Origin of the sequence: Amycolatopsis pigmentata, assembly GCF_042684065.1 — a bacterium.
Lineage (GTDB): Bacteria > Actinomycetota > Actinomycetes > Mycobacteriales > Pseudonocardiaceae > Amycolatopsis_E > Amycolatopsis_E pigmentata.
This window is the reverse complement of record NZ_JBHUKR010000016.1, coordinates 19,885-44,714: the sequence shown is the minus strand read 5'-3', so window position 1 is coordinate 44,714 and position 24,830 is coordinate 19,885. Positions and strand designations below refer to the sequence as shown.

Sequence of the window (24,830 nt, the reverse complement as noted above, 5' to 3'; positions counted from 1 at the left end):
CACGCCGCTCAGCCGGCCAGCGACGTCCTGCGCTCCTTCGGCAGCCCCGCCAAGGGCGGCCTGCCCGACGAGTCGATGCTCACCTTCTACGACGCCCTGGACAATCCCGCCACCTTCGAAGACGTCAGCGCCAACGGCACCACGCTGGTCTCCGAAACCGACTACAACCCCTACGGGCAGGTCCTGCGCAACAACTACCAGGACCCCACCCTGCCCAACCAACTCTCGGTCACCCACACCTACGCCGACGGCACCAACCGACTGGCCACCACCCTGGCCGAACGGGCCACCTCGACGAACTACATGATCGGCAATCGCGCCTACACCTACGACCCGTCCGGTGACATCACCACCATCGCCGACACCCCCCAAGGCGCCGCCGCCGACACCCAGTGCTTCAACTACGACTACGTGCAACGCCTGACCCAAGCCTGGACCCCCGGCTCCGGCAACTGCGCCACCACTCCCAGCGTCACGGGCCTGGGAGGCGCCGCGCCGTACTGGACATCGTGGACGTTCGATCAGACCGGTAACCGGCTGACCCAAACCCAGCACGGGTCGGGCGGGGACAGCACGGCCGTGTCCACCTACCCGGCTGCCGGGCAGGTGCAACCGCACGTGATCCAGGCTCTGGACACCACGGGCCCGGGCGGCACTACGCACGCTGGTTATACCTACGACCCCGCGGGTCGCACCCTCACCCAGGGGGCCTCGGGTGCGGGGTTGACGTTCACCTACGACGCCGAAGGTCGGGTCGCCACGGCTACCGATGCCGCCGGCAAGGTCTCCAGCTATACCTATGACGCTGACGGGAAGCTCTTTCTCACCAAGGACGCCACCGGCACCACCCTCACCCTCAACGACCTCGAACTGTTCCGCGCGGCAGGGACCTCCAGCACGATCGGGACCCGGTTCTACACGTTCAACGGCCACCCTGTCGCCGAGCGCAATGCCACGACCGGCTTGTCCTGGATGCTGACGGATAACCAGGACACCACCTACGCCACGGTGAACGCGGACAATCTCGCCGTCGCCCAACGCTGGCAGGACCCCTACGGCGTTGCTCGTGGCCCTGCCCCGACCGGTTGGCCGGACAAGCACGGCTACCTCGGGGGATACCAGAACACCACCGGCCTGACCCATCTTGGCGCCCGCGACTACGACCCGCTCACCGGCCGGTTCACCACTGTCGATCCCATCATGGACACCACCAACCCCCAGCAGTTCAACGGTTATAGCTACGCGGGCGGGAACCCGGTGATGTTCTCCGATCCGTCGGGGCTGTGCCATGGTCCTGACGGATCCTGCCCGCTGCCCGGTGGCGGATACGGCGGCGGCGACGCCTGCCGTAACGGTGGCTGGAGTTGCGGGGATTCCAATCCCAACGTCTGTGGCTGCACCGGTTCCCCAGGGGGCGGTGGTGGGTCCTCGGATTCCGATGTCGGGAGTCCGGGTAGGGGGAGGGCTCCGGATTTCGATTTGCTGGGCCTGATCGGCGCTCCGGAGCGGCCGTCGAAGATTGTGACGCCGTTGTCGCTGTTTTCGTTGATGCCGGGGTATTTAACGCAGCGGGAAACGTCGCGGAACAGCTTGTGGCGTGAAGCCGGGAGCTTTCTGTCCGCCACCACCCGCACCTACAACCTGATGCCGAAAATGTAGTTCGGCAAATGGATATCGACGGTACCCTCCCCGCTGGCGTGCGAAAGGGGGGTAGTAAGATAGGCTCTGGAATTTACAGCGGCGACGGACTTCCCGCGGCACCTCTGCGCTACTATGTCGAGACGGATATACTCCCGACCGCTTCGGGAGGTACAAGGCCTGGTGGCGGCCGGCTGATCTTCGGTGGCCGGGGCGAGGTCTGGTATACGAACCACTACGATGACGGCTTTGTTCAACTCAGGGGGCCGAACTGTGGGTGCTGACAGAAGAATCCCGCCATGGGTGGACCCTAGGACGCCGGACCGTCCATGGCTGGACGTGAGAGCGCAGGTCCCCTGGTTGCAGGGGCGGCCGTACTTGGTCAGCCCGAGCAGTGCCTCTGAGCTACGGGAACGCCTGTCTCGCGCAGGCTTCATGGTTGTCAACGCAAGCCTGCACGAGGGTGCACGAGACCCGGAACGTGCGTTCCTTGTTGAACTTACGCAACGCCTGAGGTTTAACGAATTAGGGGCGGGAAATTGGGCTGCGTTTGAAGATCGACTCTGGGACTTCCTGACCAGTCCTGAGTCTACGCCGTATGCCGTGGTGATCGATGGTCTCGATGCGCTTGCCCGGTTCAATACCTATCATTTCCTGCGTTGTGTGCATAATCTGCTGTCCATAACAGACGGTGCAGCCCTTACCGATAGCACCGCTAATCGTCAGATCGAATACTTCTTTGTCGGCGAATGGGTCAATGGTGAGAATAATGATCGCGAATCGCTATCGTAGGCTTCCCTGATGGCTTACGCCAGTGCCAACTACGGGGTGTCGCTGCTGGGTTTCCCGAGTGTGCTCTATGCCGGCTTCGCGGTGGTGATCTTCGGGCTCTTCCCGCTTGTCGGGCTGACGTTCGGCATTCGGTATTGGGATCTGTTCCGGCACATTTTCCCCGCGTCGCTGATCGCGTTCCTCGGCCGTAGCACGGAGGTTGCGCTCCCGCCGCTGCTGGAGAAGCTGGACAGCTACGGCGTTTCCCGCAAGACCTGCTCGTTTGCCGTGCCGCTGGGGTACTCGTTCAACACCTCTGGCGCGTGCATGTACCAGGCGGTCGCGGTGCTGTTCATCGCCCACGCCTATCAACCTGATCCGCCGGTCACCCACATCGCCTGGGCCGTGACCACCGGAGAACCCACCGACACGCCACGCCCGTGCTGCGGGCAGCGCTCTCCGGATGGTTCGGCACACACCCCGGAAAACGACACCACCCCGCATCGAACCGCCTTCCGGACCGGCCGACCGAACATCGGCATGAGCGCGCGTCGGCCGCGACCGGCGACGCATCCGGTGGAGGTATCTGGCCGCTCTGGAGATCGGTGGTGGTGCGGCCTGTGCTGGTCGGGCGAGTGAGGCATTGCTCAGGGGAACAGATACGTCCGTTTGAGGGTTGGGCGTGGCATGAGTCAACTCGTAGACCGCACGATGACCGCACTCCGCTGTGAGCATGACGTGCTTGCCGATCTCGTGCGCACCCTGACCGACGACCAGTTGGCCACCGCGAGTGGCGCTGCGGAATGGACCGTCGCCCAGGTCCTTTCCCACCTTGGTAGCGGTGCGGAGATCGGCCGCGCGCCGATTGCCCGGGCGGCCGGAGAGACCGTGACGGCCGAGGACAACCAGACGATCTGGGCCCGTTGGGATGCGTCCGCGCCGCGAGCGCAGGCCGAGGGCTTCCTGGAGTACAACGGCCGCTGGCTCGACACGGTCGAGGCACTCACGCCCGAGCAGCGCTCGTCGCTGACCGTCGATCTCGGCTTCCTGCCGGAGCCGGTCCCGCTGGTGACCGCCCTGGGTATGCGGCTCAACGAGGTGGCCAACCACTCGTGGGACGTGCGCGTGGCATTCGACGCCCACGTCGGAGTGGACGCCGACTCGGCCGGGGTGCTGGTCGACCTGCTGACCGGGCCCGTGAGCTTCATACTGAGTTTCCTCGCGAAGCCGGCCGAGCTCGCCGGCCCGGTGTCCGTCGCGATCCCAGGCGCCGGTCTGGTGATCGATGACGCGGTCACCGTGGTGGACCACCTGGAGTCACCTTCCGCGACGTTCAACGGGCCGCCAGAAGCGTTTGTCCGGCTGATCAGCGGCCGTCTCAAGGCCCCTTACGACAACGGCGTCACCATCGACGGCAGCATCACGCTCGACGACCTGCGTCGCGTTTTCCCCGGCTTCTGACGGAATTGTTCCTCGTCGATGTGGTTGTCGGAGCGAGCGCTCTATGCGGCATGAGCGCGCGGATCACTGCGGGCGAAATTCGGCCGCCGCGGTAGGCGCCTCCGACATACCATCACACATGAGCCCGCCCAAGGCGCATCTACCCGGTAAGGGTGCGTCCTGCCCGTCGCACGGTGGGGGTGGCAGCCCGTTCGAGCCGGGCCGGGTCCGGGGAACTCACGCCTCGACGGGAGGTGTCGGGGTTCCCGTATCAACGCACTCAGCGGCATGGTCGACCAGGCCTTCGCCGCTGCGGGAGTGGAGCCGGAAGTGACTGTCGAGGTCGCGAACGTGGGCACGGCCGCCGACTTCATCCGGGCGAGGCTGGGGATCGGCTTCCTCGGCCGCTTTCTGGTCGACGACTCCACCGGTCTCGACACCGTGCAGGTCACCGACTACGAACTGCGCTGGCAGCTCCCCGTCGCCACCGCCTCCGGCCCCTAGGCCCAGCCCGGCCACCGAGGCATTCCTGAACCTGCTCGGTGAGCGATATCCCACCCCTCGCACCGAGAACGAAGGCCGAATTGTTTGAACGGGTCCCATGGAGTCGTCTGGCGGCCCGTTCAGTGAAATCGAGTCACCGGGAGAGGGATAAAATTGGGAGAGTCGAATGTCCCGTTGGTGACTTCAATTGCGGTGAACTGACGTGAACGGATTTGTTTTGTACTGGGGATTCTCTGTTTCCGCTGGTCAGCGAATTGTCCAGACCATCCTGGGGGGTCAAGGGGTCGCAGGTTCAAATCCTGTCGTCCCGACGGCCGAGAGGGTTTCTGCAGGTCAGTGCCTGTGGGGGCCCTCTTTTTCATGTCCTCGGTGGATCCCGTTTGGTCTAATTTTTGGTGCACAGCGCTCGTAGACACCTTGACTGGCGCTTGCCGGTAGCGGCGAAAATTGACTAAAGGGGGTCTACCGGCGGGTAGGCAGGTGTGCTGGCCGGATCGTGGGAGCGTGATGAGGTCTCCGGTTTCGGTGCGGTGGTAAATCACGCGCCGGCTGACCCGGGTTCCGGTGATCAGGCTGGCATCCCGGAGGACGGCGAGGCGTTCCTCCGATGGTGCCGAGGGAGAGACCGAGTTGTGCGGCGAGTTCGGTGCTGGTCGCGGGGCGTTCGAGTTCGTGGAGCATCGTTGCGCGGTTGGCGCCGATCAGTCTTTGGAGTGCCGTTCGGGCCGTGGCCGGGTTTGGGCGGCTGATCCGCGTGCTGGGTAAACCAGGGCATGCCGGTCCGGTGGTGTTTCGCATAGCCATGATCGGGTCTGTTCGATCTTCGGCTCTGGCCCGGATCCGGTGGTGACGATGCGTGCGGGATTCGGTGTTGTGCCAGGGTGAGCGCCGTGCGCTGGTGATCAACTGCTGGATTTGTGTCCTCGGGGCTGTCGCCCCTGGTCCTCGATGGTGTCGACGATGAGGCTGGGGTGCTGGTGGTGCGGGCATCGACGCGGCCCGGGCCGGTGGACTGCCCGGACTGTGGGGTGGCGACGGGGCGGGTGCACGGTTATGTCGTCCTGCAAGTGGCTGATGTGCCGGTTGACGGGCGGCGTGTGCTGATACGGCTGCGGACTCGACGGATGCGCTGCGGGTGCCTCGAGTGCTTGCGGCAGACCTTCCGTGAGCAGCCCGCCGGCTTAGACGGAGGCGATGAGGCCTCCGTCGACGCGGATGATGGTTCCGGTGACGTATGCGGCTTTGGGGCTGGCGAGGAAGGTGACGACGTCGGCGTACTCGGCGGGATCGCCGTAACGGCCGACCGGAATCGCAGCGACACTTTCGGCCGCGACGTCGTCAAGGGAACGGCCTTCACGGACGGCCTTGGCCTCGTCGAGTTGCGTGATCCGGGCGGTCGCGATCCGGCCGGGAACGACGATGTTGCTCGTGATCCCGTTTGGCCCGACCTCACGCGCGAGCGTCTTGCTCCAGCCCACGAGGCTCGACCTGAGCGCGTTGGAGAGGCCGAGATCGGCGATCGGCGCGATCACCCCGCTGGAGGTGCTGGTGATGATCCGGCCCCAGTTCCGCTCGCGCATCCCGGGCAGTACCGCGTCGGTGACGCCGATGACTGAGAGCACCATGGACTCGAAATGGTTCGACCAGGTGGCAAAGTCCTGTCCGGAAACGGGGGTTGGCGGCGGGCCACCGGTCAGGTTCACCAGGATGTCCACTGGCCCCAGCTGCTTCTCGACCGTGGCGACGTTGCCGGGAATCGCACCCAGGTCACGGAGATCCCACTGGATGCCCGTCGCCATCGTGACCGTATCGATGCGCTTGGTGGCGGCGGCGAGCGCATCGGCGTTGATGTCGGCGAGACCGATCCTGGCGCCTTCGGCGGCCAGCGCGCCGGCGATCGCGCCACCGAGTCCGCCACCGGCACCGAGCACTAGGGCGACCTTGTCCTTCAGTCCCAGATCCATGTCAGGCCTCCCGCTTCACTGTCGTCGTGAGCGTTCCGATGCCAGGGACGATCGCCTGGGCGACGTCACCGTCGGCGACCACGATCGCGCCGGGTGTGCCGGTCGAGATGATGTCGCCGGGGAACAGCGGCATCATCTGGCTGTGGAAGCTGACCAGTGACCCCGGGCGATGCGTCATGTTGGCCACCACGTTCGACCGGCGCTCGTCGGTGTTCACCACGGTGGTCACCTCGATCTCGTCCAGTGATCGGAATTTGGCGCGCACGTCGGCCATCGGTACGAGCTCAGGCCCGAAGCAGAAGAAGGTGGGGAAGTTCTTGGCGCGGGTCAGGAAGCGGGGGTTCATGCGGAGGATGTCTTCGGCGGTTTGGTCGAGAATCGTCGTCACTCCCCATACGTGGTCCAGGGCCTCCTCCTCGGAGACGTTGCGGCAGTACCGGCCGATCACGATTCCCAGTTCGGCCTCGACGGTCGTGCGGTTGCTCTGTCGCGGGATGACGATCGGCTCGTCGGGTCCGATGATGGTGTGGTCGCCCTTGATGAACGACGCGGGCTGGTCGGGTGCGGACTCGCTGAGATCGGCGGCGTGGTCGGCGTAGTTCAGGCCGATGCCCCAAATCTTGTGCGGGCGGAGGTAAGGCGCGGTGAAGGTTGCGGTCTCGGCAGGGGTGAAGATCTCTGCGGTGGCTTGTTCCGCGCTGGCCACCACCTCTGGCCAGAGCTTGTTGTCGAGCAATTCCATCGTGTCGGCCGGAAGTCCCGGTGCGAAGTCTTCGACCGCTGCCACTCCATGTTCGGCGACGACCGCGGGAACCGCCCGCCCGTCTCGCGTGATGCTGGCCAGCCGCATACCCGTCGTTCCCTTCCGTTGTGCGCTAGATCAGTAATTACATACTTACTATCAATATGTATACATGACGAGGGAGATGATTCGGCCGCCTGGCCGTCAACGTCTACGACCGGTGGCGAGCGGGCCCGGCCCGGCGCGGGGTGTTGTCGATGTTGGCCAGTAGAGCGGCCCGCAGCCGCTTCGTGTCACGGGCTTCCAGCAGGTCCACTATCTGATCGTGCTCGTCGGCGAGGCTCAGCATGTGCTCGGTTTCGGTGGGTTCGCCCGCTCGCGCCAGGCGGACGAAGGCACCGAGTTGACCCAGCAGCATCGAGAGCACTGGCATCCGTGCGACACCGGCAAGTCGGCGATGGAACTCCTCGTCGAGCTCGAGAAAGCCCTCGCTGTTCCCGGCGCGGGCAAGACGACGTTGCCTGATCACGTTTAGCCGCAGGTCGTCGAGGTCCTCCGGGGTGCACCGTGTGCACGCCTCGGTGACAGCCGTCCCCTCCAACGCTGCCCGCAGTGCCGCGACCTCCCGCTGCTGCTCGGACAAATCGAGCACAAACAGTTGCCGACGTGCACCGCTCCGCACCAGACCGTCTCGTTGGAGCGCGCGCAATGCCTCCCGGACCGGAGTCCGCGACACCTCGAAGGCCGCTGCCAGCTCGCCTTCGTCGAGCACGGAACCCGGCGCCAGCCTTCCGCCCACAATGTCCGCGCGCACCTCGTCGTATACCCGGCTCGCCTTAGTTTCGCGCACCCTCTTACCTTTGCATACTTGATGCACTGTGGCATACATGACCTCACCAGGGTCGCGCGAGGAGAGAGACGCCGGGAAGTCTTCCCCTGTCAAGATCGGTCACATCGTGTTGTCACCCAACCAACGTCGCCGATCACCGTCGGGCGGCACGGCGTGACGCCCTCGTTTCACACGCGTTGGGCCATGCCATTGACTGTTCGCTTGTTGCGTGGTTCACTATTGCGACAAGAATGTAACTAGTTACATAGACTGCTGCTGGTGGACACGGCACGCGCATACGTACGTGGTCGTGCTCGCTCCTCGCACGACGGCTCCGTCCCGTGCCAGCTTGGCCGGAACAGTGTCACGACAAAGGGACGGCATAGTGGATAGCCCTACTGTTATCGACCATGACCTCGACGGCTTGTTCGTCCGAGAAGTGTCGCCGGCGGTCCGATGGCGGACCGGACATCCACTCGTGTTCATCCACGGCGGATTTCATGGCTGGTGGGCGTGGGAGATCTGGCAGTCACATTTCGCAGAGTTGGGATGGTGCACGTACGCGATATCGTTGCCAGGCCATACCGACTCGAAACAACTGCCCGACTCGGATTTCGTCGCGCTCGACCTTTCCGATTACGCTCGCGCCGTCGGCGAACTCCTCGGCTGGCTGAACGAACCTCCTGTCCTCGTGGGTCACAGCATGGGCGGGATCGTGGCACAAATGGTGGCCCAACACGCGAACCCGAGGGCGCTGGTGCTCGTGGCGTCCGGGCGAACACGCAAGGGGGATGAATTCCGGCCCGATTTCCCATTGGGCAAGCCGGTTGTGATCAAGCGAGAGGAAGCGAGGAAAGAATTCTTCCACGTGATAGACGATGATTGGTTCGACCAGCTATTCCAACGATTGTGTCCGGAATCGCCGGCGGCTCTGAACGATGTCACGAGGGGCGGCGCCATCAAGAGCGCAGAATTCGAATGCCCCGTACTCGTGCTCACTGCCGAACGCGACCGCGGGCACGTCAGTGAACTCGCCGACTACGCGACACGCACCTATCGTGCGACCCGGGCTGTCGTGCTGAACGCCGGGCACGACCTCATCCTGGATCCGACCTCGTCCGTTGCGGCCACCTATGTGCACGCCTGGCTCGTTACCCACATTCCGACCGCTCTGCCCGCGATCCAGGTAACAGCTCAGGGTCAGGATTGTTGCCTCGCGCCAGCCGACTAGCCGACGCCGAGCGCCCGCTTGATCAGATGACAAGCGACCATTGACCAGTCACTTCATCTGTCGGGTACTTGCGAACATCGTCAATGTAACTAGTTACAACACCGAACTAGCGTAACCAACTTCAGCACCGGAGGTGAAGTCAGGTGTTCGAGTTCTTGTGCACGTCCAGCACGGGAATCCAATCCGTCCCGAGTATGAGTGACGGCGGGTGCAGCGCGACCACGGACGTCGAGTGGGTACATCTGGATCATGTGAGCGCCGGGCAGTACGGCGGCGATCGACGACCGGTGGTCCAGAAATGACCACCACTGGGGCGGGGGCGAGGACAAAGGGGACAGCGCGGACCGGTGGACTATCCTTGCGGACGATCGCGGCAGCTTCGGCAATCGGCAACCTGATTGAGGTCTACGACTTCATTCTTTACTCGTTCGTCGCGGCACTTGTGTTCGGGCCGCTGTTTTTCCCCGGGGTCGCGCCGTGGGCGGGCACGCTGTTCGCGATCGCCAGCCAGGCCGTAGCCTACGTGGCCCGGCCGCTCGGGGCTGTGATCTTCGGGTGGCTGGGGGACAAGGCAGGGCGCCGGCGTGGTCTGCTCGTCACGCTCAGTCTGATGGGCCTATCCACAGTTCTCATCGGACTCTTGCCCACATACGCAACAATTGGGGCCGCCGCGCCGATTTTGCTGGTCACGCTGCGAGTCCTGCAGGGTGTCGCTTACGGTGGGGAGTGGGGCGGCGCGATTCTTATCGCCGTCGAGCACGCTCCAGAGAAGCGCAAGACATTGTTCGGTGCGATACCGCAACTTGGCACCGCCCTCGGTTTCGGATTCGCGACTGCTTCGCTTCTGATGATCGGTACAATCGTCAGCCGAGAGGCATTCCAGGCGTGGGGCTGGCGGGTGCCGTTCCTGATCGGAGCAGTGCTCATCGCGATCGGGATCGTGGTTCGGACCAAGATCGAGGAGACGCCCGAGTTCAAGGCGGCCTTGGCTAAGGCCGAACGGGGCGCTGAGCCCCGTGCGAGCTTCATGGTGACACTGCGCGAGGGTAGCAAGGCCATTCTCGCGATGGTTCTGAACGTGCAGGCCTCGGCGGTCGCGATACTGACCTTTGCCACGGGACTGTTGGCGTTCGTGCCGCGGCACGTGCCTGGGCTGAATGCAGCGGATGTGCAGATCGGAATGATCATCGGTGCAGTGGTCATGGGGCTGGTCACCTTCGGGTCGGCATACCTCGGCGCACGGATCGGCAAAGAGCGAGTGCTGCTGATCTGCGGCGTCTTCCCAATCGTGACGGCCTTCCCCGCGTATGCGCTGGTGGCGTCCGGTTCAGCGGTACTGCTCTGGATCGGCATGGCGATCGGTCTGGCCACCTTTGGCCTTAACAGTGGGGTAATCGGCGCCGCGATGAGTGAGCACTTCCCGGTCCGCCTGCGCTACTTCGGGTTGTCCTTCGCGTTCGCGGTGGCGAGCGTGATCGGCGGTGCGTTGCTGCCGATCCCCGCGCTGGCCTGGGCGGAGTACCTGGGTGGCTCCACGCTGCCGCTCGCGCTGGTCTTCATGCTTGGCGGTGCCCTGACGGCGGCCGGTGCCCTCTGGACCAAACGTCTGCCGAAGTACGGGAGCGCAGTGCCGGCTCCCTCGACATCTGCCGGCTGATCGATATCTCGAAAGGATGTCCTCGGCGCGAGCCTAGAGCATCTTGGTAACAACATGATGAGGAAAGGGTTTCCGCTGTGGCGAACGAGTCGAGTGTGTCCACTCGGTTGGCTTCACACGTTGCGCAGTTTCGAAACAACTCCTGGGATCCCGACGTGCTACGGCGGACGGAGTTGTGTCTCCTGGACAGCCTGAGTTGTTACTCCGCGGGTCTTTCGTTGAAACATTTCGAGCCGAGCATTGCCGTTGCCGGCAAGCTGTTGAGCCCGAGCTCAAATGGTTATCGTTCGAAGGATCGGTTCTCGTCATTTGCGATGGCATATCTTTACGGCCAAGCAGCTAATTCGCTGGATTATGATGACACGCTTTTTGGTCACCCAGGGGCGCCAATCATTGGTGCCGTTCTGTCTGTGGGTGCACGTGAAGGCCTATCGCTCGATCGTCTGTTGCGGGGAATTTCCGCCGGATATGAGGCCCACACCGTTCTGGGCGCCGCATCCGTGCCGTCGCATGAACGGGCCGCGCAGGTTCGGTCTGTCGGCGTGTGGGACACGGTTGCGGCAAGTATCGGTGTGGGTGTCGCTCTTGACTTTGATGATTCGATGCTGGAGCGCGTAATTGGCGTAGCCGTCGCGCACTCATTGCTGCCCTACACTGCGAAGTGGTACGAGCGGCCTGTGCCTGCGGTCAAGAACAACCTGGGATGGGCGGCTGCGGGGGCCGTGCTATCCATTGATCTGGTGACGGCGGGACAGACGGGTGTCACGAGGGCGCTCGATGGCGACGCGGGGATGTGGCAGATGGCCGGATCGGACCGTTGGGACTTCGAACAGGCCCTGGATGAGAAACCGGCCGTGTTGCGAGTCGGGTTCAAGGCTTTTCCGGTCTGTTGGCACCTTCAGGAGTATCTCAAGACTTTGTCGCAGTTGCTGAAAAACATTTCGCCAGACGACGAGATCGTCGAAATCGTCCTCACTGGCCCCGACGAGGTCGAGAAGTTTTGTGAACCTGACATTCTCGGTACGGCCGACGTAGCATTCAGCCTACCTGCGGCTTTCAGTCTGTTGATCTCGGGAGTCGAGCCCGGGCCGCAGTGGGATTCAGTGAACGACCAGCCAGCTGTCTTGCGGTATCGAGACGTCTTTCGGTATGAGCGCTCAGGCGATAGGACGATCATAATCCACGTGCGTAAGGGGCTCGCATCGAGTGCTGCCGTTGGCCTCAGCGATTCAGTCGATCTTGCCCCGTGGGGCCTCGATGCGGAGGGCGTCCTCGCCAAACACGAGCGCCTGAGCGATGCCGCGCTGTGTGCCGCGGTCGCTGCAGCACTCCCGGCCGGGAGCCCCTCGGTGAGGAACGTTGTCCCCGATCGGCTTTATGCCGTGGTCGAACGGATGATGACGGATCGCGAGTCAGAGTTGGAAGCGAGGAAGCCATGATCAGTTTTGTGGCAGGCCCCGCGTCGCTGGACACATTACGCATCCTCCCGATCCTGGCACCTGGTTGTAGTCTCGGAGGTCGTCACCCTGGCGACCGTCGCGACGTTCCGAGTTCGCGCGAAGCCTCTGGCGCGACCAACGCAGCGTCTAAGGTCTCCATGTGGTCGAAAGCGTTATCGGCTCCGCGTCGAATGAACGCAGCGCAGCGGGGGGTGATTTGGCCGCGCGGTCGTAGCGCTTCCGGGGGTAGGCCTCGGCCATTGACAGACTCCGCTGTCGCATGTTCTAGTGTAATTAATTACTGTAACTAGTTACAAGACTTGAGGCGGACTGCCGTGCCTCGGCGTGGAACTGGTGAGAGCGCAGGGTTCCCGCTGGGCGTTGCCTGTCCGGGTTTTGGCTATTCAGTAAGAGAAAGGATTCGTGTGGTTATGCGGGTCGTTGTTGTCGGTGCCGGTGTTTATGGTGCCGCCGTGGCCGCCGAACTAGCGCGGCGGGGTGCCGATGTCACGGTGGTCGATGGGGGTTTCCCGGCGGGTGGTACATCGGGTGCGACGTACTCGTGGACCAACTCGTCTGGCAAGCAGCCGCGTTCGTACCACGATCTGAATGTTGCCGGTATGAAAGCGCACCGTCGGCTGGCGCGCGGGGTGCCAGGCAGCGACTGGTACCACGAGGGCGGCAACCTGGAATGGGGTGGTGATGACAGCGAGCGCGAGCGGCTGCAGCGGAAGGTCAAGACGATGCTCGGTTACGGGTATGAAGCCCGCTGGCTCAAGCGTGAGGAGGTGCTGCGGCTCGAGCCCGATGTGAACCCTGCGGAATTGCCGGCGGACGAGATTGCCTATTTCCCGGCCGAGGGGTGGATCGAGCCGACCCGGCTGATCGGCCACCTCCTGTCTACTGTAGACGGACAACGGATGTGGGGTGACGCGGTCACTGACATCGAGGTGTCCGGCGATCTGGTGCATTCGGTGCAGTTGGCGTCGGGCCGGCGATTGCCGGCGGACGCGATGGTCAACTGTGCTGGGCCGCAGGCGGCCGACGTCGCGATGCTCGCCGGGCTGGACTTGCCGATGGATAACAAGCGTGGAGCCCTTATCTATACCTCGCCGGTCGCGGTCTCGGTGGCCCGCGTGGTCCACGCCCCGCGCGTGCAGCTGAGGCCGGACGGAGCCGGGCGGCTGCTACTGAAGTCGTTCGAGATCGATGATTCCGTACAGGTGTCGGACACCGGGGAGATCAGCGTGGAGCAGGCCGCCGTCGACAAGGTCGTCGAGGCGGGATGCGCGCTTTACCCAGGTATCCGCACCGGGAGCGTGGAGAGCGTGCGGGTGGGTGAGCGGCCAATCCCCGCTGACGGCTTACCGGTTCTTGGCCGGGTACCCGGGCTGCCCAATTTCCATTTCGCCGTCTCACACAGCGGTGCGACCTTGAGCTTGCATGCCGGCGCTCTCGTAGCGGCGGAGGTCATGGGTGAGGACCACGACCAGGAGTTGGCCCCGTTCCGGTTCGAGCGATTCTGAGGGAGGCGTTGTGCGTACGACAGTCTTGCGCGGCTGCGATCTGGTCGATGGCACCGGTAGCGACACACAGCAGGGCGTTGACGTCGTGGTGGAGGGTGACACGGTTCGCGAGATCGTGCCCACCAGGCCTGCGGACACCTATGGCCGGGTGGATGAGATCGTGGAAGCCGCGGGCTACCTGGCCATCCCCGGCTTGATCAACAATCACTCGCATGGCACCGCGTATGGGCCGCTGTTCCCGAGCGGCCACGAGGGACTGACACACGAACAGGTGCGTGCGAATCTCGACCGGCATCTGCTGGAGGGCACGACCACTGTTCTTTGCGTCGACGGTTTCGTGACCGCTGAGGCCGTCTCCGAGACGAATGATGACCATCCGCTCACCGTCAAACTGGCCTCGTGCAACACCCCGGCCTGCCTGGAAGCGGCGTCGATCACCGATGGCGGCGGTCTGACCGACGAGACGCGCGGATTCACCGCGCGTCAGGCGGTCAAGGAGGGCGCTGTCGCTCTCGGTGAGATCGGTTCCGGTCAGACCCTGGGCGGTGGTGGGGCGAGCTACCTGTACATCCCGGCCGAGGTCGCCCGGCGCAGCGGGGTGACGATCACACCCCGACAGGCGGATGCATTGAAGGTCGCCGTGCTGGGCCAGCACATCTCGGCGTCGTCATTCGACCGGGATGCGGTCGAAGAGGCGCTGGTGGCCGCGGGGTTGGCTGGCAAGCTGTCGGTCGAGGACATCCGCGAGATCATCTCGGACATCGTGCTGCCTGCGTTCGACATCGCGTTGCACGGCCTCGCCGAGGCCGCAGAATGCGCGTACCAGGCGGGAGTGCCGGTGCTCGTGCACAATGCGGCCGCGTCGATGACCCAGGTTGCCACGATCGCCAAGACCGGCGTCCCACTCATTGCTGGGCATTCCAACCATCCGAGCTTCACCGTGCGTGAAGCACTGGAGCACGCCGAACGGCTCAAGGAGGTGGGTGCCATCGTGGATGTGTCCACCGTGGACATCTTCGGCGCGCAGCGATTGACCGACGGCCCGGAGTTGCTGTACGCGATGTTCAAAGCCGGGTTGGTCGATACGATTTCGACGGACTACGCGGCCGGCTTCCACGACGCGATCCTGCTCGCGATCGACCGTGCCACGAAGGCTGGCGTGGTAGATCTGCCTGCGGCGATCCGGATGGCCACCGCCAACGTCGCGGACGCCATCCCCGACGTGGCGCCGCGGCGGGGCAGGGTTACCCCGGGCGCGGTCGCGGACCTGGTCCTGACTGACCCAGCGGAGCTGGCGCACGTCCAGACCGTCATGATAGGTGGCGAGACCGTTGTCCGCGGCGGTCGGCGTGTCACCACCTGACCGGCGCGGGAAGGAACGCACCGTGAAGCGAACAACCATCGGCGACGTTGCCAAGGCAGCCGGCGTGTCCGTCGCGACAGTGTCGCGGGTACTCAACGGTGGCGCCGTCAAGGAGGCAACCGCCACCCGGGTATGGGAGGCAGCTGCCCAGCTCGATTACACCCCCAATGCCCTCACCAAGAGCATATTCGCCGGGCGCTCCACCACGATCGGTGTGGTCATCGATGATCTCACGAGCCCGTTCTACCTCGACCTGATGCGCGGCATCGACGAGGTGGCGGCCAAGCACGACAGCCTCGTCATGTTCGCCAACACGTTCCACAGCGCCGAGCGAGAGGTCGCACATGTGCAAACCATGGACGAACAGCGGGTACGTGGCCTGATCATCACCAGTGGTGAGTCCACGGACACCAGGACGCGCCGGATGGCCGCAGCGGGAACGCCTTGTGTCATCGTCGGGCGGTCGTTGGCGGACCCTCCGCGTGGCCTGCACTCGGTCAGACTGGACAACATCGCGGCCGGCCGGATGATGGCACACCATCTGATTTCGTGCGGCCGGCGATCGATCGGGGTGATTTCCGCCGGCAACCGTCCGGGCCAGCTGGAACGAACCGAGGGGCTGCGACAGGGGCTCACCGAAGCGGGCAGGCCGCTTCCCGAGGATGCCGTGGTAGTCGCGATAGATAACGCCGAGGTCGACGGCGCTGTAGACGCGCTCCAGGATCGTGGTACGTCCCTGGACGCGATCGTTTGCCTCGCCGGGCGCCGTACGGTCGCCGTGCATTCCGCACTGACTGCCCGCGGGCTTAGGATTCCCGATGACGTGGGGTTCCTGACGGTGGACGACTTCTCCTGGGCCCCGGCGCTAGGCATCACTGTGATCGCGGAACCTTCCTACCAGATGGGTAAGCGGGCAGCTGAGCTCATCGTCGACGACCCCGATCAGCCCGAGCAGTTGACATTCGAGCCACAACTCATCGCCCGCGCGTCCTGCGGCGAGAACATATGAACGAGGGCGCAACCCGACAATCCGACGCTTAGCGCGCGGACCGGCGACAGGGACGGGACTTCTGCCCGTAGACCACTGTTGCTGTTTACGAAAACGAATAATTAGTATTCCTCAACGAAGAGGGCGGCCCATGTCACTCCAAAAAAGTGAAGCCAGTCCAGTTCAACGAGAACCGCGACAGTTTCTGATTCGAATCGCCGGTGCTGCGGGACAAATTATCGAGGTGTACGACTTTACGCTATATGGATATCTTGCCGTCTTTCTTGCGCCTCAATTCTTCCCAGCCAAGAGCGAAGTCGCGAGCTTATTGGCCACCTTTGCCGGCTTGCTGTCGACCTTCGTTTCGAGGCCTCTTGGCGCAGCTATTTTCGGTCACTTCGCCGACCGGCTGGGGCGGCGCAAGATTATGGCGATAACAATTTTTGGAGCTTCGGGTGCGGCTACCGTCATCGGCGTCCTGCCGTCGGCCTCGGCGATTGGCGTTGCCGCTCCGGTGCTCGTGGTGCTGTCTCGTTTGACACTGGGAGTCTTCACCGGCGGTGAGGTTCCTGCCGCCGGCGCCATGGTGCTCGAGCAAAGCGGGTCTCGCCGCCGCGCCTTCTCGGCGAGCTGGGTGCAGGTGGGCGGGATCGCGGGAAGCATTCTGGCTTTGCTTGCGGCGACGTTGCTTTCGGCCGTGTTGCCCCATGATGAGCTGGTAACGTGGGGATGGCGCATCCCGTTTCTCATCGCCGCCCCGCTGGGGGTCATGGGATGGTTTGTCCGGGCACGCCTGACGGAGACGCCGGAGTTTCGCAAGATCGAAGAACGTGGCACCCTGGCCCCCGCCCCTATTGTCGAACTGTTCACCAACAGGCGGTACCTGGGCCAGCTCCTACGACTGCTGGGGATCTTCCTGTGCGGGAGCTTCTTCGCGTTTTACGTCTTCCTGACATATGTACCGACCTACCTTCTGGGGCATACCCAGTTCGGTGCGCGCGCCATATTCTTGAGCGCACTTATTGCGCAATGTTTCATGATGTGCATTGTTCCGTTCTCGGGAACGCTTGCGGATCGATTTGGTCGTCGTCCTGTACTTTTTGCCGCGCAGGCTCTTTTCGTGATCCTGTCCGTGCCGGTGTTCCTGCTGATGGGTCTGCGTACATTCGGATTCGTTCTGCTGGCGCAACTTGCGATCGTGGTTCCGATCGGATTGCACCAAGGCGTGCAAACCCCCATCATGCTGGAACTGCTTCCGACCCGAGTCCGTGTCAGCGGCGGCGGGCTTGCCTTCGCCGTCGCATCCGCGCTGTTCGGTGGAACCGCGCCGATCTTCGCGGTGTGGCTCGTGGGACGAACCGGAACCGGTATCAGCATCGCAATAGCGGTCATGGTGGCTGCGGTCATCAGTTTCGGCGCCACCCTGGTGACCGCAGAGACCGGCCGTCGAGATCTAGAGGCGTAGCTCTCGCACGCCGATGACCATCAAACGGCGAACTTGATCGAGCAACGTTGTACCGGAGGTTCGATGAAAACTGCGGCTGTAATGCTGGATGACGCGGATATTACGTACGACGAGACGGGGCATGGTTCATCGGGCATCGTGTTCGTCCCTGGCTGGTGCTGTTCCAGGGACAACTTTAGCGATATATTGCCGATCCTGGCAGCCAGGGGATGGCACGCCGTGGCGATGGACACGGTCGGCTTCTTCGGCTCGACCACGTCCCGGGATTCGTTCACTATCGAGAGGGCGGCTTGCGATCTCGTGGCCCTGGTAAGCTATCTCGGCCTGACCGAGGTGGTGCTCGCCGGGCACTCCGGCGGGGGTGCCATCGCACTGGAAGCCGCGCACCGCGTGCGTAACGCCGACGTGGTGCATGTCGTGGGAATCGATTCGCTGCACTATCTCAACCGTTATCCGAAGCAGGACGACGCAGCAATTGAAGCGACCGTGGCTTCAATGGCGTGCGATCGGCGCGCCGCCGTCGAAGCGACCGTGCACGGTTACTGGGCAGGGAACGATGATCGTGGTCTCATCGAGGACACGATCAGGCAGATGTCGTCTCCGCCCCAAGCCAGCGCCATCCCGTTGTTCAGGAGCGTGCTCGCCTGGGACCTGGATGCGGCGTTGTCGAAGTCGCCATGCCCGGTCACGGTGCTGGCGGCGGCCACGCTGCTGGAACAGGCGGCCGTCGATCGGTACGGCGAGCGGATGAGCATTGTGCCCGTGGATCTCGGTGGCCATTTCTTCTTGCGGCAGCAGCCACAAGCCACCGCCGCACTCATCCTGCAAACAGTGGGTGAGCGCCCACAAACGAAGCCACAGAAGAAGGAAGGACAGGGATGAAAGCCGTTGTCATCGGCGCCGGTGTGCTGGGCGCCTCGGTCGCGTACCAGCTCGCCAAGCGAGGTTGTGATGTGACAGTCCTAGACAAGGGGATCCCCGGAGGTGCCGCGAGCGCGGCAAGCTTTGCGTGGCTGAACTCCTGCGACAAGCAGCCTCGGACCTACCACAACCTCAATGCGATGTCGATTGACGAGTGGGTCGTCGTCGCACGCGAGCTGCGCTCCTCGTCGTGGCTGCACCGTGACGGCAATGTGCACGTCGCCAACAGCCCGGTCGACGCGGAGGCGCTCCTCGCGCGCGTGGAGCGGCTGCATTCCTGTGGCTATGCAGGGGTCGCGATGGCGCCGCGCGAGTTGCCGCGCCTCGACCCGGTGATCCGTGTGCGCGACGACTATGAACTCGCCGCATTTTTCCCCGGCGAAGGCTACATCACCGTTCCGCTGCTCATTCATGACCTTTTGGGTGCGGCGAAGGAGATGGGTGCAACTCTTCGGGACAGCACCAACGTCACCGAGCTCAGCACCGACGGGCAACGCGTCACAGGGGCGGTCGTCGAAGGCGGCGAGCGGGTCGTCGGGGATATTGTCGTTCTCGTCGCTGGGGCAGGTATCGGCGCATTGATGGCTGGCCAGGGAGTCAGTGTTCAGACCGAAGGCACCCCAGGTGTAACCGTGACCACGTCGCCTGGCGCATCGAATCTGACAACGATGTTGCACCTGCCCGGCCTCAGCGTGCGCCCCGACACCGGCGGGCGGCTCGTGGTCCGTTCGGCGGAAAGCGACACCCACATCGACCGGTCCGCCTGGACACTGCCCGACGCCGAGGTGCAAAGGCTGCTCGAGATCACCGCTGCCGGTGTCACCGACCTCGACCCGGCACAAGTCCGCGGAGAAAGGATACAGATCGCCGCACGGCCTTACCCGTTCGACGGGCTGCCGGTCGTCGGTCACTGGGACGGCATCGGGGGCCTCTACGTCATGACCATGCACAGTGGAGTCACCCAGGGCGCGACCATGGGACGCCTTGCGGCAGAAGAGATCACGACCGGAAAAGCGTCTCAGTTACTGGAGCCCTTCCGGCCGACGCGCGTCATCGAAGCCACCGCGAAGGACGTTCCCTATTTCGATCCCTACGCGATCGAGGGCGAGAAGGCCCCGACTTCTTCGTGAGCAGCAAAAGGTTACCTACCGGCGTTTCCGGAGAGGGTGGCCAGCTCAAGTGTACGAGTCATGGAGTTGGAGGCACGGCGGTTACTATCGAGGGACCGATCGTTTCTCGGCGAGGTACTTCGCCAGCGTTGTGACCGAAGTCGGGAGAGGCAGTCGAAGCCCAGGACCCGCCCTGCCGGCGACTCGTAGCGAGTGGAGCAGACCACGGCTGGCTAGCTGGCTACCGCTAGCCGGCCTATCTCCCGGAACTTTCGTTTACTTCCTACTAACGAAGGACATCCATGGATCTTGGACTCATCGGACGGACGACATTGGCGCTTGGCGGCGGAGGAGGACTCGACGGCGCCTCGTGAGCTTGCAGCCGAAGATGCCAACATCGCCAGCGCCGACCTCAGCACCGAATCAGCTCGGATCAGGGCGAAGGCGATCGACCCGTCGGGACCCGCGTGCTTGATGGACGAGCGGCCAGCTGCGGACCTTGCGTGAGCTGATCCGTGCTCCGTCGCCGCGATCCGGTTGGCGGCGTAGTGAATCGACAGTACGCGCGGAATACTCGACCGGCCCGACTCCGGTTGCCATTCGTGCCTCGAATTCAGCGTGCCTTCTGTGCGGCGACCCAGACGGCGACCTGGGTGCGGGAGGTGAAGCCCAGCTTGGTGAGGATGTGCTCGACATGGGTTTCGGCGGTGCGTTGGGAAATGACCAGGTCTGCGGCGACTTCCTTGTTGCTGTGCCCTTGGGCGATCAACTCGGCGACTTCGCGCTCGCGGCGGGTGAGCCCCGCCGGGGAGTCCGCCATTGTGGAGGCCGTGTCTGCTGGCTGCTCGCCGAGGGCGTAGGCGATGGCGTCCTCATAGGAGCCTGTTTGTCCTTTGTGGATGCACTCGTCGAAGGCAACGCGTCCCAGGGCGTGCCGGGCCTGTTGTTCGCAGGCGTGGTGGTAGTCGATCAGGTGCAGGGCGGTGGCGATGGGTGCGCCGATGTCGGCAAACATTGTCTCTGCTGCGCCGAGCAGCCTTGCGGCAGCCCGATGTCGTCGCTCGCTCGCGGCGACCCAGGCCAGGACCTCGAGGGCTCGTGCGGTGCCGTATCGGTCGATGATTCCGTGTTTTCGGGTGTACCTCAGGTAGCCCCTCAAATACTTGTTGGCTTCGGCGATGTCGCCCAGCAGCCAAGCGTTCTGGCCGAACACCCACGTCAACTGCTGGGACGCGGGCCCGGGCCCGGTGATCGCCAACATGTCTGCTTGGCAGGTATCGGCGAGTTTCCGGTCACCTACCATTGCAGCGGCCTGCCCCAGCCGGGCCAACACCGCGTGCAGCAGGTCGGCGTCGGGCTGCTCGGCACCCGATAGGGCGTCCCGGGCCCGCGTCAGTACGTCGATCGCGGCCTGCGGATAGCCGCTGCGGCATAGGCTCAGTCCACGGATGCTGTCGGCAAAGGCCATCGTCGGGGGGTCCTGCAGCTGCCTGGCGAGCCGGTCCCCCTCCTCCAGCAGCCGCATCGCCCTGTCGGTCTCTCCTTGGACAAGGGAGAGGTTGGCATTGAGCAGGAGTGCCCTGGCGCGCAGCGCGCTCGGGGCGTCGGCCCTGGCAAGGGCGATTCCCAGCCAGCGTCGACCCTCACCGAACGCGCCCTGCCCAAACCACCACAGCCACGGCAGGGCCGTCAGGAGTCGTAGAGCTTCCTCCGGCTCGTCGACTTCGCCGAGACAGAAGTCCACGGCGGCCCGAAGGTTGGGTTGCGCTCGCCAGAGGCGATCCAACCAGTACCTCCACGGGGCACTGACCCACTCCACCCGGGCCCGTGCGGCCAGCTGCTGGTACCAGTCGAGGTGACGGCGACGCAGCGTCTCGTGGTCGCCGGACTCGGACAGCCGCCGCAAGCCGTACTCCCGAATGGTTTCCAGCATGTGATAGCAGACCACCTCGCCTGTCCCTTCACGCACCAGGACCGACTTGTCGACCAACCGGGCAACCTCATCCAGTACATCGGCTTCGGGTAGCTGATCGTCCGCGCAGACACCCTCTACAGCGTCGAGTTCGCAGCCACCGACGAACACGGCCAGCCGGGTCCACAACAGACGCTCCTGCTTCGTGCACGACTCGAACGACCAGTCAACACACGCCCGTAAAGTCTGCTGCCGGTCCGGCCCGGCGCGGCACCCCCGCGTCAGCAGGGCGAATCGGTCTGCCAGCCGGTCCAGGATCTGCTGCGGGCTTAGCGCGCGGAGCCTGGCGGCCGCTAGTTCGATGGCGAGCGGGACACCGTCGAGGCGGTGACAGATACCGGCCACAGCACGACAGTTGTCCTCAGCCAGCTGGAAATCGGGGTCGACGACCACGGCCCGCGCCGCGAACAACGCGACCGACTCGGACAACAATAGTTCCGCCGGCGGAGCGTGCCGATCGGGATCCGGCGTCGACAAGGGCGGCACCGCGAACACTGATTCGCCCGAAACACTCAGCGGCTCACGGCTGGTAGCCAGGATCCGCAACCGCGGACACGCCTGCAGGAGCGCCGAGACGACCACTGCGCACGCCGGGACCACATGCTCACAGTTGTCCAGTACCAACAGCACGCTGCGCGTAGCCAAATGTTCCGCCAGCGACTGCAGCGGATCTCGCCTCGCCTGCTCCCGCAGGCCCAGCTCGGCCGCGATGAGATAGGCCAACAGATCAGGATCCTCCACCTCCTGGCTGAGCAGGTCAGGATCACGAACCGAGCTCAAGCCCACGAACCACACCCCGTGTGGGAATGCCCTCCGCACCTCCGCGGCTACGCGCAGCGCCAAGCGCGTCTTGCCCACCCCACCCCCACCGGTCACGGTCACCAACCGGAGCTCTGACAACAGCCGCTTGACGTCACCCAACTCCCGACGACGTCCGACAAAGCTGGTGACGTCCGCCGGCAACCTGCCCTCACGCAACCCCGCAGGAGCACCCATCGCTACCGCGGCTCCTTGCTTGGTTTCACCGCGCTCAACTTGGCCGAACGATTGTCGTGCATGGCGGCTCCGGGAACCATCGTGGTCACCGCAGCTTACGCCTCTCACCAGGAACTATGCTACGCAAAGTAGTCGCAGCCCATCCCACCAGAAGCTCAGCCAGCTGATCAACGGCGCTCTTAGCACGCCAGCGCCTGGCGTCATTGAACTGGCTGGCACAGCCGACGTGCGGGAGCTGGGTCGGTAAGGACAACGTGGCCTTCGGCTGGATTGCTCTGCTCGCCGACCGCGATGAAGGAACGGAGGTCGATGCCAACGCGTAGGCAGCCTGTGACCAGAAGTAGTCATCAGCACTCAACCATAAGGTGAATGATGTTCGCCGCGTCGCGATCTCGGGTTCGGGATCGGCGCGCAGTCGCCACAGCGCCCAGTCATGTTCCAGTAGCCCGTGAGCGGCGTGGCGACGGAGCCGGATGGAGGGTCGCGCGGCGCTTCGATCTCCGGGCGGCTGGGTGATCGGCTTAGCCGACAATGGGATTGTCGCCTGGCTACCGCATCACGCCTGGCGGTCGTATCCGACATGTCTGTTCGACAGGGAAGTCCAATACTTCATTGGTGATCGTGTAATGTCAGGTTCGCTCAACCTGGCCCTGCGGCGAACCCCTATGCGCAACGGAGGCATGCCTTGACCAACCGGTCGTCTCACCGCGCCGAGCCGACGCTGGAACGCACTCTGGCGCCGCCCACCGCTAGGCGGGATACCCTTGTGGATCAAGTTGTGCGACGCCTTCGCCGGGAGATCACCCGGGGGACACTGGACCCGGGCCGCCATCTGGTTGAGACGCGGCTCGCTGAGGACTTTTCGGTCAGTCGGGGTACGATCCGCGAAGCACTCACTCGCCTCGCTTCGACCGGACTGGTCGAGTTTGTCGCTGGTTCCGGGCATCGAGTGCGCTACTTCAGCGACGGAGACGTCGTTGAGATCGGTGAGGTGTTTGCCGCCCTCGAGGGGCGCGCGGCCCTGCACACTCAGCTTCCACTCGAGGCGTCAATCGCGCGGGAGTTGCGCGATATAGCCGAACGCATGCGCGGTCTGCGCGTACCTGACGACCTCGACGAACTGTTGGAACTGGATCGGTCATTTCATGCGACGCTGATGGGACACCAGCCTCGAAGCAAGCTCTTTGATGCGTGGAAGAGTCAGGAGCCCCTGCTGTCGCTCATGGTGATCCCGCTCTTACGGCGCGGTCACTCTGCCAGCCAGGACCACGCCGCCCGCCACCTGCTGCTCCTTGACGCTGCCATGTCGGGAGAGGCATCGAAGCTCATTGAGGCGCTGGAAGATCACTACCATCAGCATGAATGATCGGGCAACGAGGACAAATAACAGGAACGATCGCAAGAGCGGTTGCTGAACCCGCCGAAATCCAGCTCGGCGGCACCTTGTGCCCACGTTCGGCCAGCATCATCTCGGTTTGTGTCGTGCAACGCGACGCTCGCAGCTCCAGCCAGCGCACGACTTAACAACGAACCGCGGGCCTACCCCGTCGTAGCTCCGATATCCGAAGTCTCGTGACCTGCTGACGGCGACGGATCGATGTAGGTCGGTCGCGATCGCGCGTGCGCGCTCGCCAATTACGGTCCGTCAGCTATGTGGGCCGCCTTGTCACGGTCATGGTCAGCGTTCCTCCTAAGTCGGTCTCGGTAGAGCGGTGATCGTTCGTGGTCACCGCACCAGCAAGCGGTGTGCGTGTCTGGGCTTGACGTGGTCGCTGCGGTGCATGAGTATACGACGACATCGTCCAACTATGATGTCGGACAATCGGTGATCGGGAGGTAGACGATGTCAGCCCTGAGACTGTGAGGCGTTCTTGGTATCTCGGTAGCCGGATTCTGCGTGAAATCCATACAGGACAAAGAAAAACGCACGCCGGGAGAGGAGGAGTTCCCGCGCCGCTGGAGCCTGATCCCGGAAGCCGACCTCGACAATCTGGGACGTGTGCACCAGGCAGGGGCCAGGATAGTCGCCGGCAGCGATTCGGGGTGGCGGCAGACCCGTTCGATGGCCTGATTGAGGAACTCGCCTTGATGTGCCGCAGCGGCATGTCGACGATGGCCTCCCTCCTTGCCAGGGCCAGTCACGCGGCCGCGGCGATGGGCCGGGAAATACGGTTCAAGCCTGGCCTGGAAGCAGACCTTATCGCCGTCGAGGGCGACCCACTTTCCGACACCGGGACCCTTCGGCACCATCGGGCCGATGACCGCGTGGCAGCCA

General features: G+C 64.0%; 21 protein-coding genes and 1 pseudogene. 18 read left to right on the top strand and 4 right to left on the bottom strand.

Annotated features, from left to right (window positions below):
* Positions 1-75 precede the first annotated feature (75 nt).
* From ACFSXZ_RS27550 to ACFSXZ_RS27520, 7 genes and pseudogenes are all read left to right on the top strand, one after another.
* Positions 76-1,659: an RHS repeat-associated core domain-containing protein gene (locus ACFSXZ_RS27550; protein ID WP_378268120.1), complete on the top strand. Its 1,584-nt coding sequence runs from the start codon at positions 76-78 to the stop codon at positions 1,657-1,659.
* Between the two features lie 8 nt (positions 1,660-1,667).
* A complete protein-coding gene (locus ACFSXZ_RS27545) occupies positions 1,668-1,922 on the top strand; it encodes a ribonuclease domain-containing protein (protein ID WP_378268119.1) in 255 nt (84 codons plus the stop codon).
* Between the two features lie 151 nt (positions 1,923-2,073).
* The gene (locus ACFSXZ_RS27540; protein ID WP_378268118.1) at positions 2,074-2,430 is read left to right on the top strand and encodes a hypothetical protein; all 357 of its coding nucleotides are present in this window, start codon (positions 2,074-2,076) and stop codon (positions 2,428-2,430) included.
* Positions 2,431-2,439: 9 nt separating this feature from the next.
* Positions 2,440-3,048, top strand: a complete 609-nt coding sequence (locus ACFSXZ_RS27535) for a dicarboxylate/amino acid:cation symporter (protein ID WP_378268117.1) — start codon at positions 2,440-2,442, stop codon at positions 3,046-3,048.
* A 48-nt stretch (positions 3,049-3,096) separates the two neighbouring features.
* Positions 3,097-3,870 carry a maleylpyruvate isomerase family mycothiol-dependent enzyme gene (locus ACFSXZ_RS27530; protein ID WP_378268116.1) on the top strand — a complete coding sequence of 258 codons (774 nt, stop codon included), beginning with the start codon at positions 3,097-3,099 and terminating at the stop codon, positions 3,868-3,870.
* Positions 3,871-4,137: 267 nt separating this feature from the next.
* Positions 4,138-4,353 carry a LysR substrate-binding domain-containing protein gene (locus tag ACFSXZ_RS27525; RefSeq protein WP_378268115.1) on the top strand — a complete coding sequence of 72 codons (216 nt, stop codon included), beginning with the start codon at positions 4,138-4,140 and terminating at the stop codon, positions 4,351-4,353.
* A gap of 917 nt (positions 4,354-5,270) precedes the next feature.
* Positions 5,271-5,477: pseudogene (locus tag ACFSXZ_RS27520) on the top strand (transposase family protein); the annotation flags it as partial.
* Between the two features lie 57 nt (positions 5,478-5,534).
* On the opposite strand, the gene ACFSXZ_RS27515 reads toward ACFSXZ_RS27520, so the two are convergent.
* The 3 genes from ACFSXZ_RS27515 to ACFSXZ_RS27505 all read right to left on the bottom strand — a co-directional run bounded on the left by ACFSXZ_RS27515 (position 5,535) and on the right by ACFSXZ_RS27505 (position 7,909).
* Positions 5,535-6,317, bottom strand: a complete 783-nt coding sequence (locus tag ACFSXZ_RS27515; protein ID WP_378268114.1) for an SDR family oxidoreductase — start codon at positions 6,315-6,317, stop codon at positions 5,535-5,537.
* A gap of 1 nt (position 6,318) precedes the next feature.
* Complete coding sequence (locus tag ACFSXZ_RS27510; RefSeq protein ID WP_378268113.1) at positions 6,319-7,167, bottom strand: fumarylacetoacetate hydrolase family protein; 849 nt, start codon at positions 7,165-7,167, stop codon at positions 6,319-6,321.
* Positions 7,168-7,270: 103 nt separating this feature from the next.
* Entirely contained in the window at positions 7,271-7,909 is a 639-nt protein-coding gene (locus ACFSXZ_RS27505) for a GntR family transcriptional regulator (protein WP_378268112.1), read from the bottom strand.
* Between the two features lie 457 nt (positions 7,910-8,366).
* On the opposite strand from ACFSXZ_RS27505, the gene ACFSXZ_RS27500 reads away from it, so the two are divergent.
* The 9 genes from ACFSXZ_RS27500 (at position 8,367) to ACFSXZ_RS27460 (ending at position 19,608) form a co-directional block, all read left to right on the top strand.
* Positions 8,367-9,119, top strand: coding sequence for an alpha/beta hydrolase (locus ACFSXZ_RS27500; RefSeq protein ID WP_378268111.1), 753 nt, complete (start codon positions 8,367-8,369; stop codon positions 9,117-9,119).
* Positions 9,120-9,477: 358 nt separating this feature from the next.
* Positions 9,478-10,776, top strand: coding sequence for an MFS transporter (locus ACFSXZ_RS27495; RefSeq protein WP_378268110.1), 1,299 nt, complete (start codon positions 9,478-9,480; stop codon positions 10,774-10,776).
* Between the two features lie 77 nt (positions 10,777-10,853).
* Entirely contained in the window at positions 10,854-12,215 is a 1,362-nt protein-coding gene (locus ACFSXZ_RS27490; RefSeq protein WP_378268109.1) for an MmgE/PrpD family protein, read from the top strand.
* Positions 12,216-12,646: 431 nt separating this feature from the next.
* The gene (locus ACFSXZ_RS27485) at positions 12,647-13,741 is read left to right on the top strand and encodes an NAD(P)/FAD-dependent oxidoreductase (protein ID WP_378268128.1); all 1,095 of its coding nucleotides are present in this window, start codon (positions 12,647-12,649) and stop codon (positions 13,739-13,741) included.
* A gap of 25 nt (positions 13,742-13,766) precedes the next feature.
* Positions 13,767-15,104 (top strand): hypothetical protein, encoded by a 1,338-nt coding sequence (locus tag ACFSXZ_RS27480; RefSeq protein WP_378268108.1) that lies wholly within the window; start codon positions 13,767-13,769, stop codon positions 15,102-15,104.
* On the top strand, positions 15,073-16,113 hold the full coding sequence (locus ACFSXZ_RS27475; RefSeq protein WP_378268107.1) for a LacI family DNA-binding transcriptional regulator: 1,041 nt from the start codon (positions 15,073-15,075) through the stop codon (positions 16,111-16,113). Before ACFSXZ_RS27480 ends, ACFSXZ_RS27475 begins: the two co-directional genes overlap by 32 nt.
* Positions 16,114-16,243: 130 nt before the next feature.
* On the top strand, positions 16,244-17,557 hold the full coding sequence (locus tag ACFSXZ_RS27470; RefSeq protein ID WP_378268106.1) for an MFS transporter: 1,314 nt from the start codon (positions 16,244-16,246) through the stop codon (positions 17,555-17,557).
* Positions 17,558-17,620: 63 nt separating this feature from the next.
* Positions 17,621-18,439, top strand: coding sequence for an alpha/beta fold hydrolase (locus ACFSXZ_RS27465; RefSeq protein ID WP_378268105.1), 819 nt, complete (start codon positions 17,621-17,623; stop codon positions 18,437-18,439).
* A complete protein-coding gene (locus tag ACFSXZ_RS27460) occupies positions 18,436-19,608 on the top strand; it encodes an NAD(P)/FAD-dependent oxidoreductase (protein WP_378268104.1) in 1,173 nt (390 codons plus the stop codon). The genes ACFSXZ_RS27465 and ACFSXZ_RS27460 overlap by 4 nt, the downstream gene beginning before the upstream one ends.
* Before the next feature lie 592 nt (positions 19,609-20,200).
* Here the strand turns inward: ACFSXZ_RS27460 and ACFSXZ_RS27455 are convergent.
* Positions 20,201-22,555, bottom strand: a complete 2,355-nt coding sequence (locus ACFSXZ_RS27455) for an ATP-binding protein (protein ID WP_378268103.1) — start codon at positions 22,553-22,555, stop codon at positions 20,201-20,203.
* A gap of 685 nt (positions 22,556-23,240) precedes the next feature.
* Between ACFSXZ_RS27455 and ACFSXZ_RS27450 the strand changes: the two genes are divergently transcribed.
* Together ACFSXZ_RS27450 and ACFSXZ_RS27445 are read left to right on the top strand one after the other, a co-directional pair.
* Positions 23,241-23,921: a GntR family transcriptional regulator gene (locus tag ACFSXZ_RS27450; protein WP_378268102.1), complete on the top strand. Its 681-nt coding sequence runs from the start codon at positions 23,241-23,243 to the stop codon at positions 23,919-23,921.
* 531 nt (positions 23,922-24,452) lie between these two features.
* Positions 24,453-24,626 carry a hypothetical protein gene (locus ACFSXZ_RS27445; protein ID WP_378268101.1) on the top strand — a complete coding sequence of 58 codons (174 nt, stop codon included), beginning with the start codon at positions 24,453-24,455 and terminating at the stop codon, positions 24,624-24,626.
* Positions 24,627-24,830 lie beyond the last annotated feature (204 nt).

Coding starts and splice junctions, on each gene's coding strand:
- ACFSXZ_RS27515 (WP_378268114.1), bottom strand. CDS start 6,317: ATGGATCTGGGACTGAAGGACAAGGTCGCCCTAGTGCTCGGTGCCGGT.
- ACFSXZ_RS27545 (WP_378268119.1), top strand. CDS start 1,668: ATGGATATCGACGGTACCCTCCCCGCTGGCGTGCGAAAGGGGGGTAGT.
- ACFSXZ_RS27510 (WP_378268113.1), bottom strand. CDS start 7,167: ATGCGGCTGGCCAGCATCACGCGAGACGGGCGGGCGGTTCCCGCGGTC.
- ACFSXZ_RS27550 (WP_378268120.1), top strand. CDS start 76: ATGCTCACCTTCTACGACGCCCTGGACAATCCCGCCACCTTCGAAGAC.
- ACFSXZ_RS27460 (WP_378268104.1), top strand. CDS start 18,436: ATGAAAGCCGTTGTCATCGGCGCCGGTGTGCTGGGCGCCTCGGTCGCG.
- ACFSXZ_RS27530 (WP_378268116.1), top strand. CDS start 3,097: ATGAGTCAACTCGTAGACCGCACGATGACCGCACTCCGCTGTGAGCAT.
- ACFSXZ_RS27485 (WP_378268128.1), top strand. CDS start 12,647: ATGCGGGTCGTTGTTGTCGGTGCCGGTGTTTATGGTGCCGCCGTGGCC.
- ACFSXZ_RS27535 (WP_378268117.1), top strand. CDS start 2,440: ATGGCTTACGCCAGTGCCAACTACGGGGTGTCGCTGCTGGGTTTCCCG.
- ACFSXZ_RS27465 (WP_378268105.1), top strand. CDS start 17,621: ATGAAAACTGCGGCTGTAATGCTGGATGACGCGGATATTACGTACGAC.
- ACFSXZ_RS27525 (WP_378268115.1), top strand. CDS start 4,138: ATGGTCGACCAGGCCTTCGCCGCTGCGGGAGTGGAGCCGGAAGTGACT.
- ACFSXZ_RS27470 (WP_378268106.1), top strand. CDS start 16,244: ATGTCACTCCAAAAAAGTGAAGCCAGTCCAGTTCAACGAGAACCGCGA.
- ACFSXZ_RS27455 (WP_378268103.1), bottom strand. CDS start 22,555: ATGGGTGCTCCTGCGGGGTTGCGTGAGGGCAGGTTGCCGGCGGACGTC.
- ACFSXZ_RS27540 (WP_378268118.1), top strand. CDS start 2,074: ATGGTTGTCAACGCAAGCCTGCACGAGGGTGCACGAGACCCGGAACGT.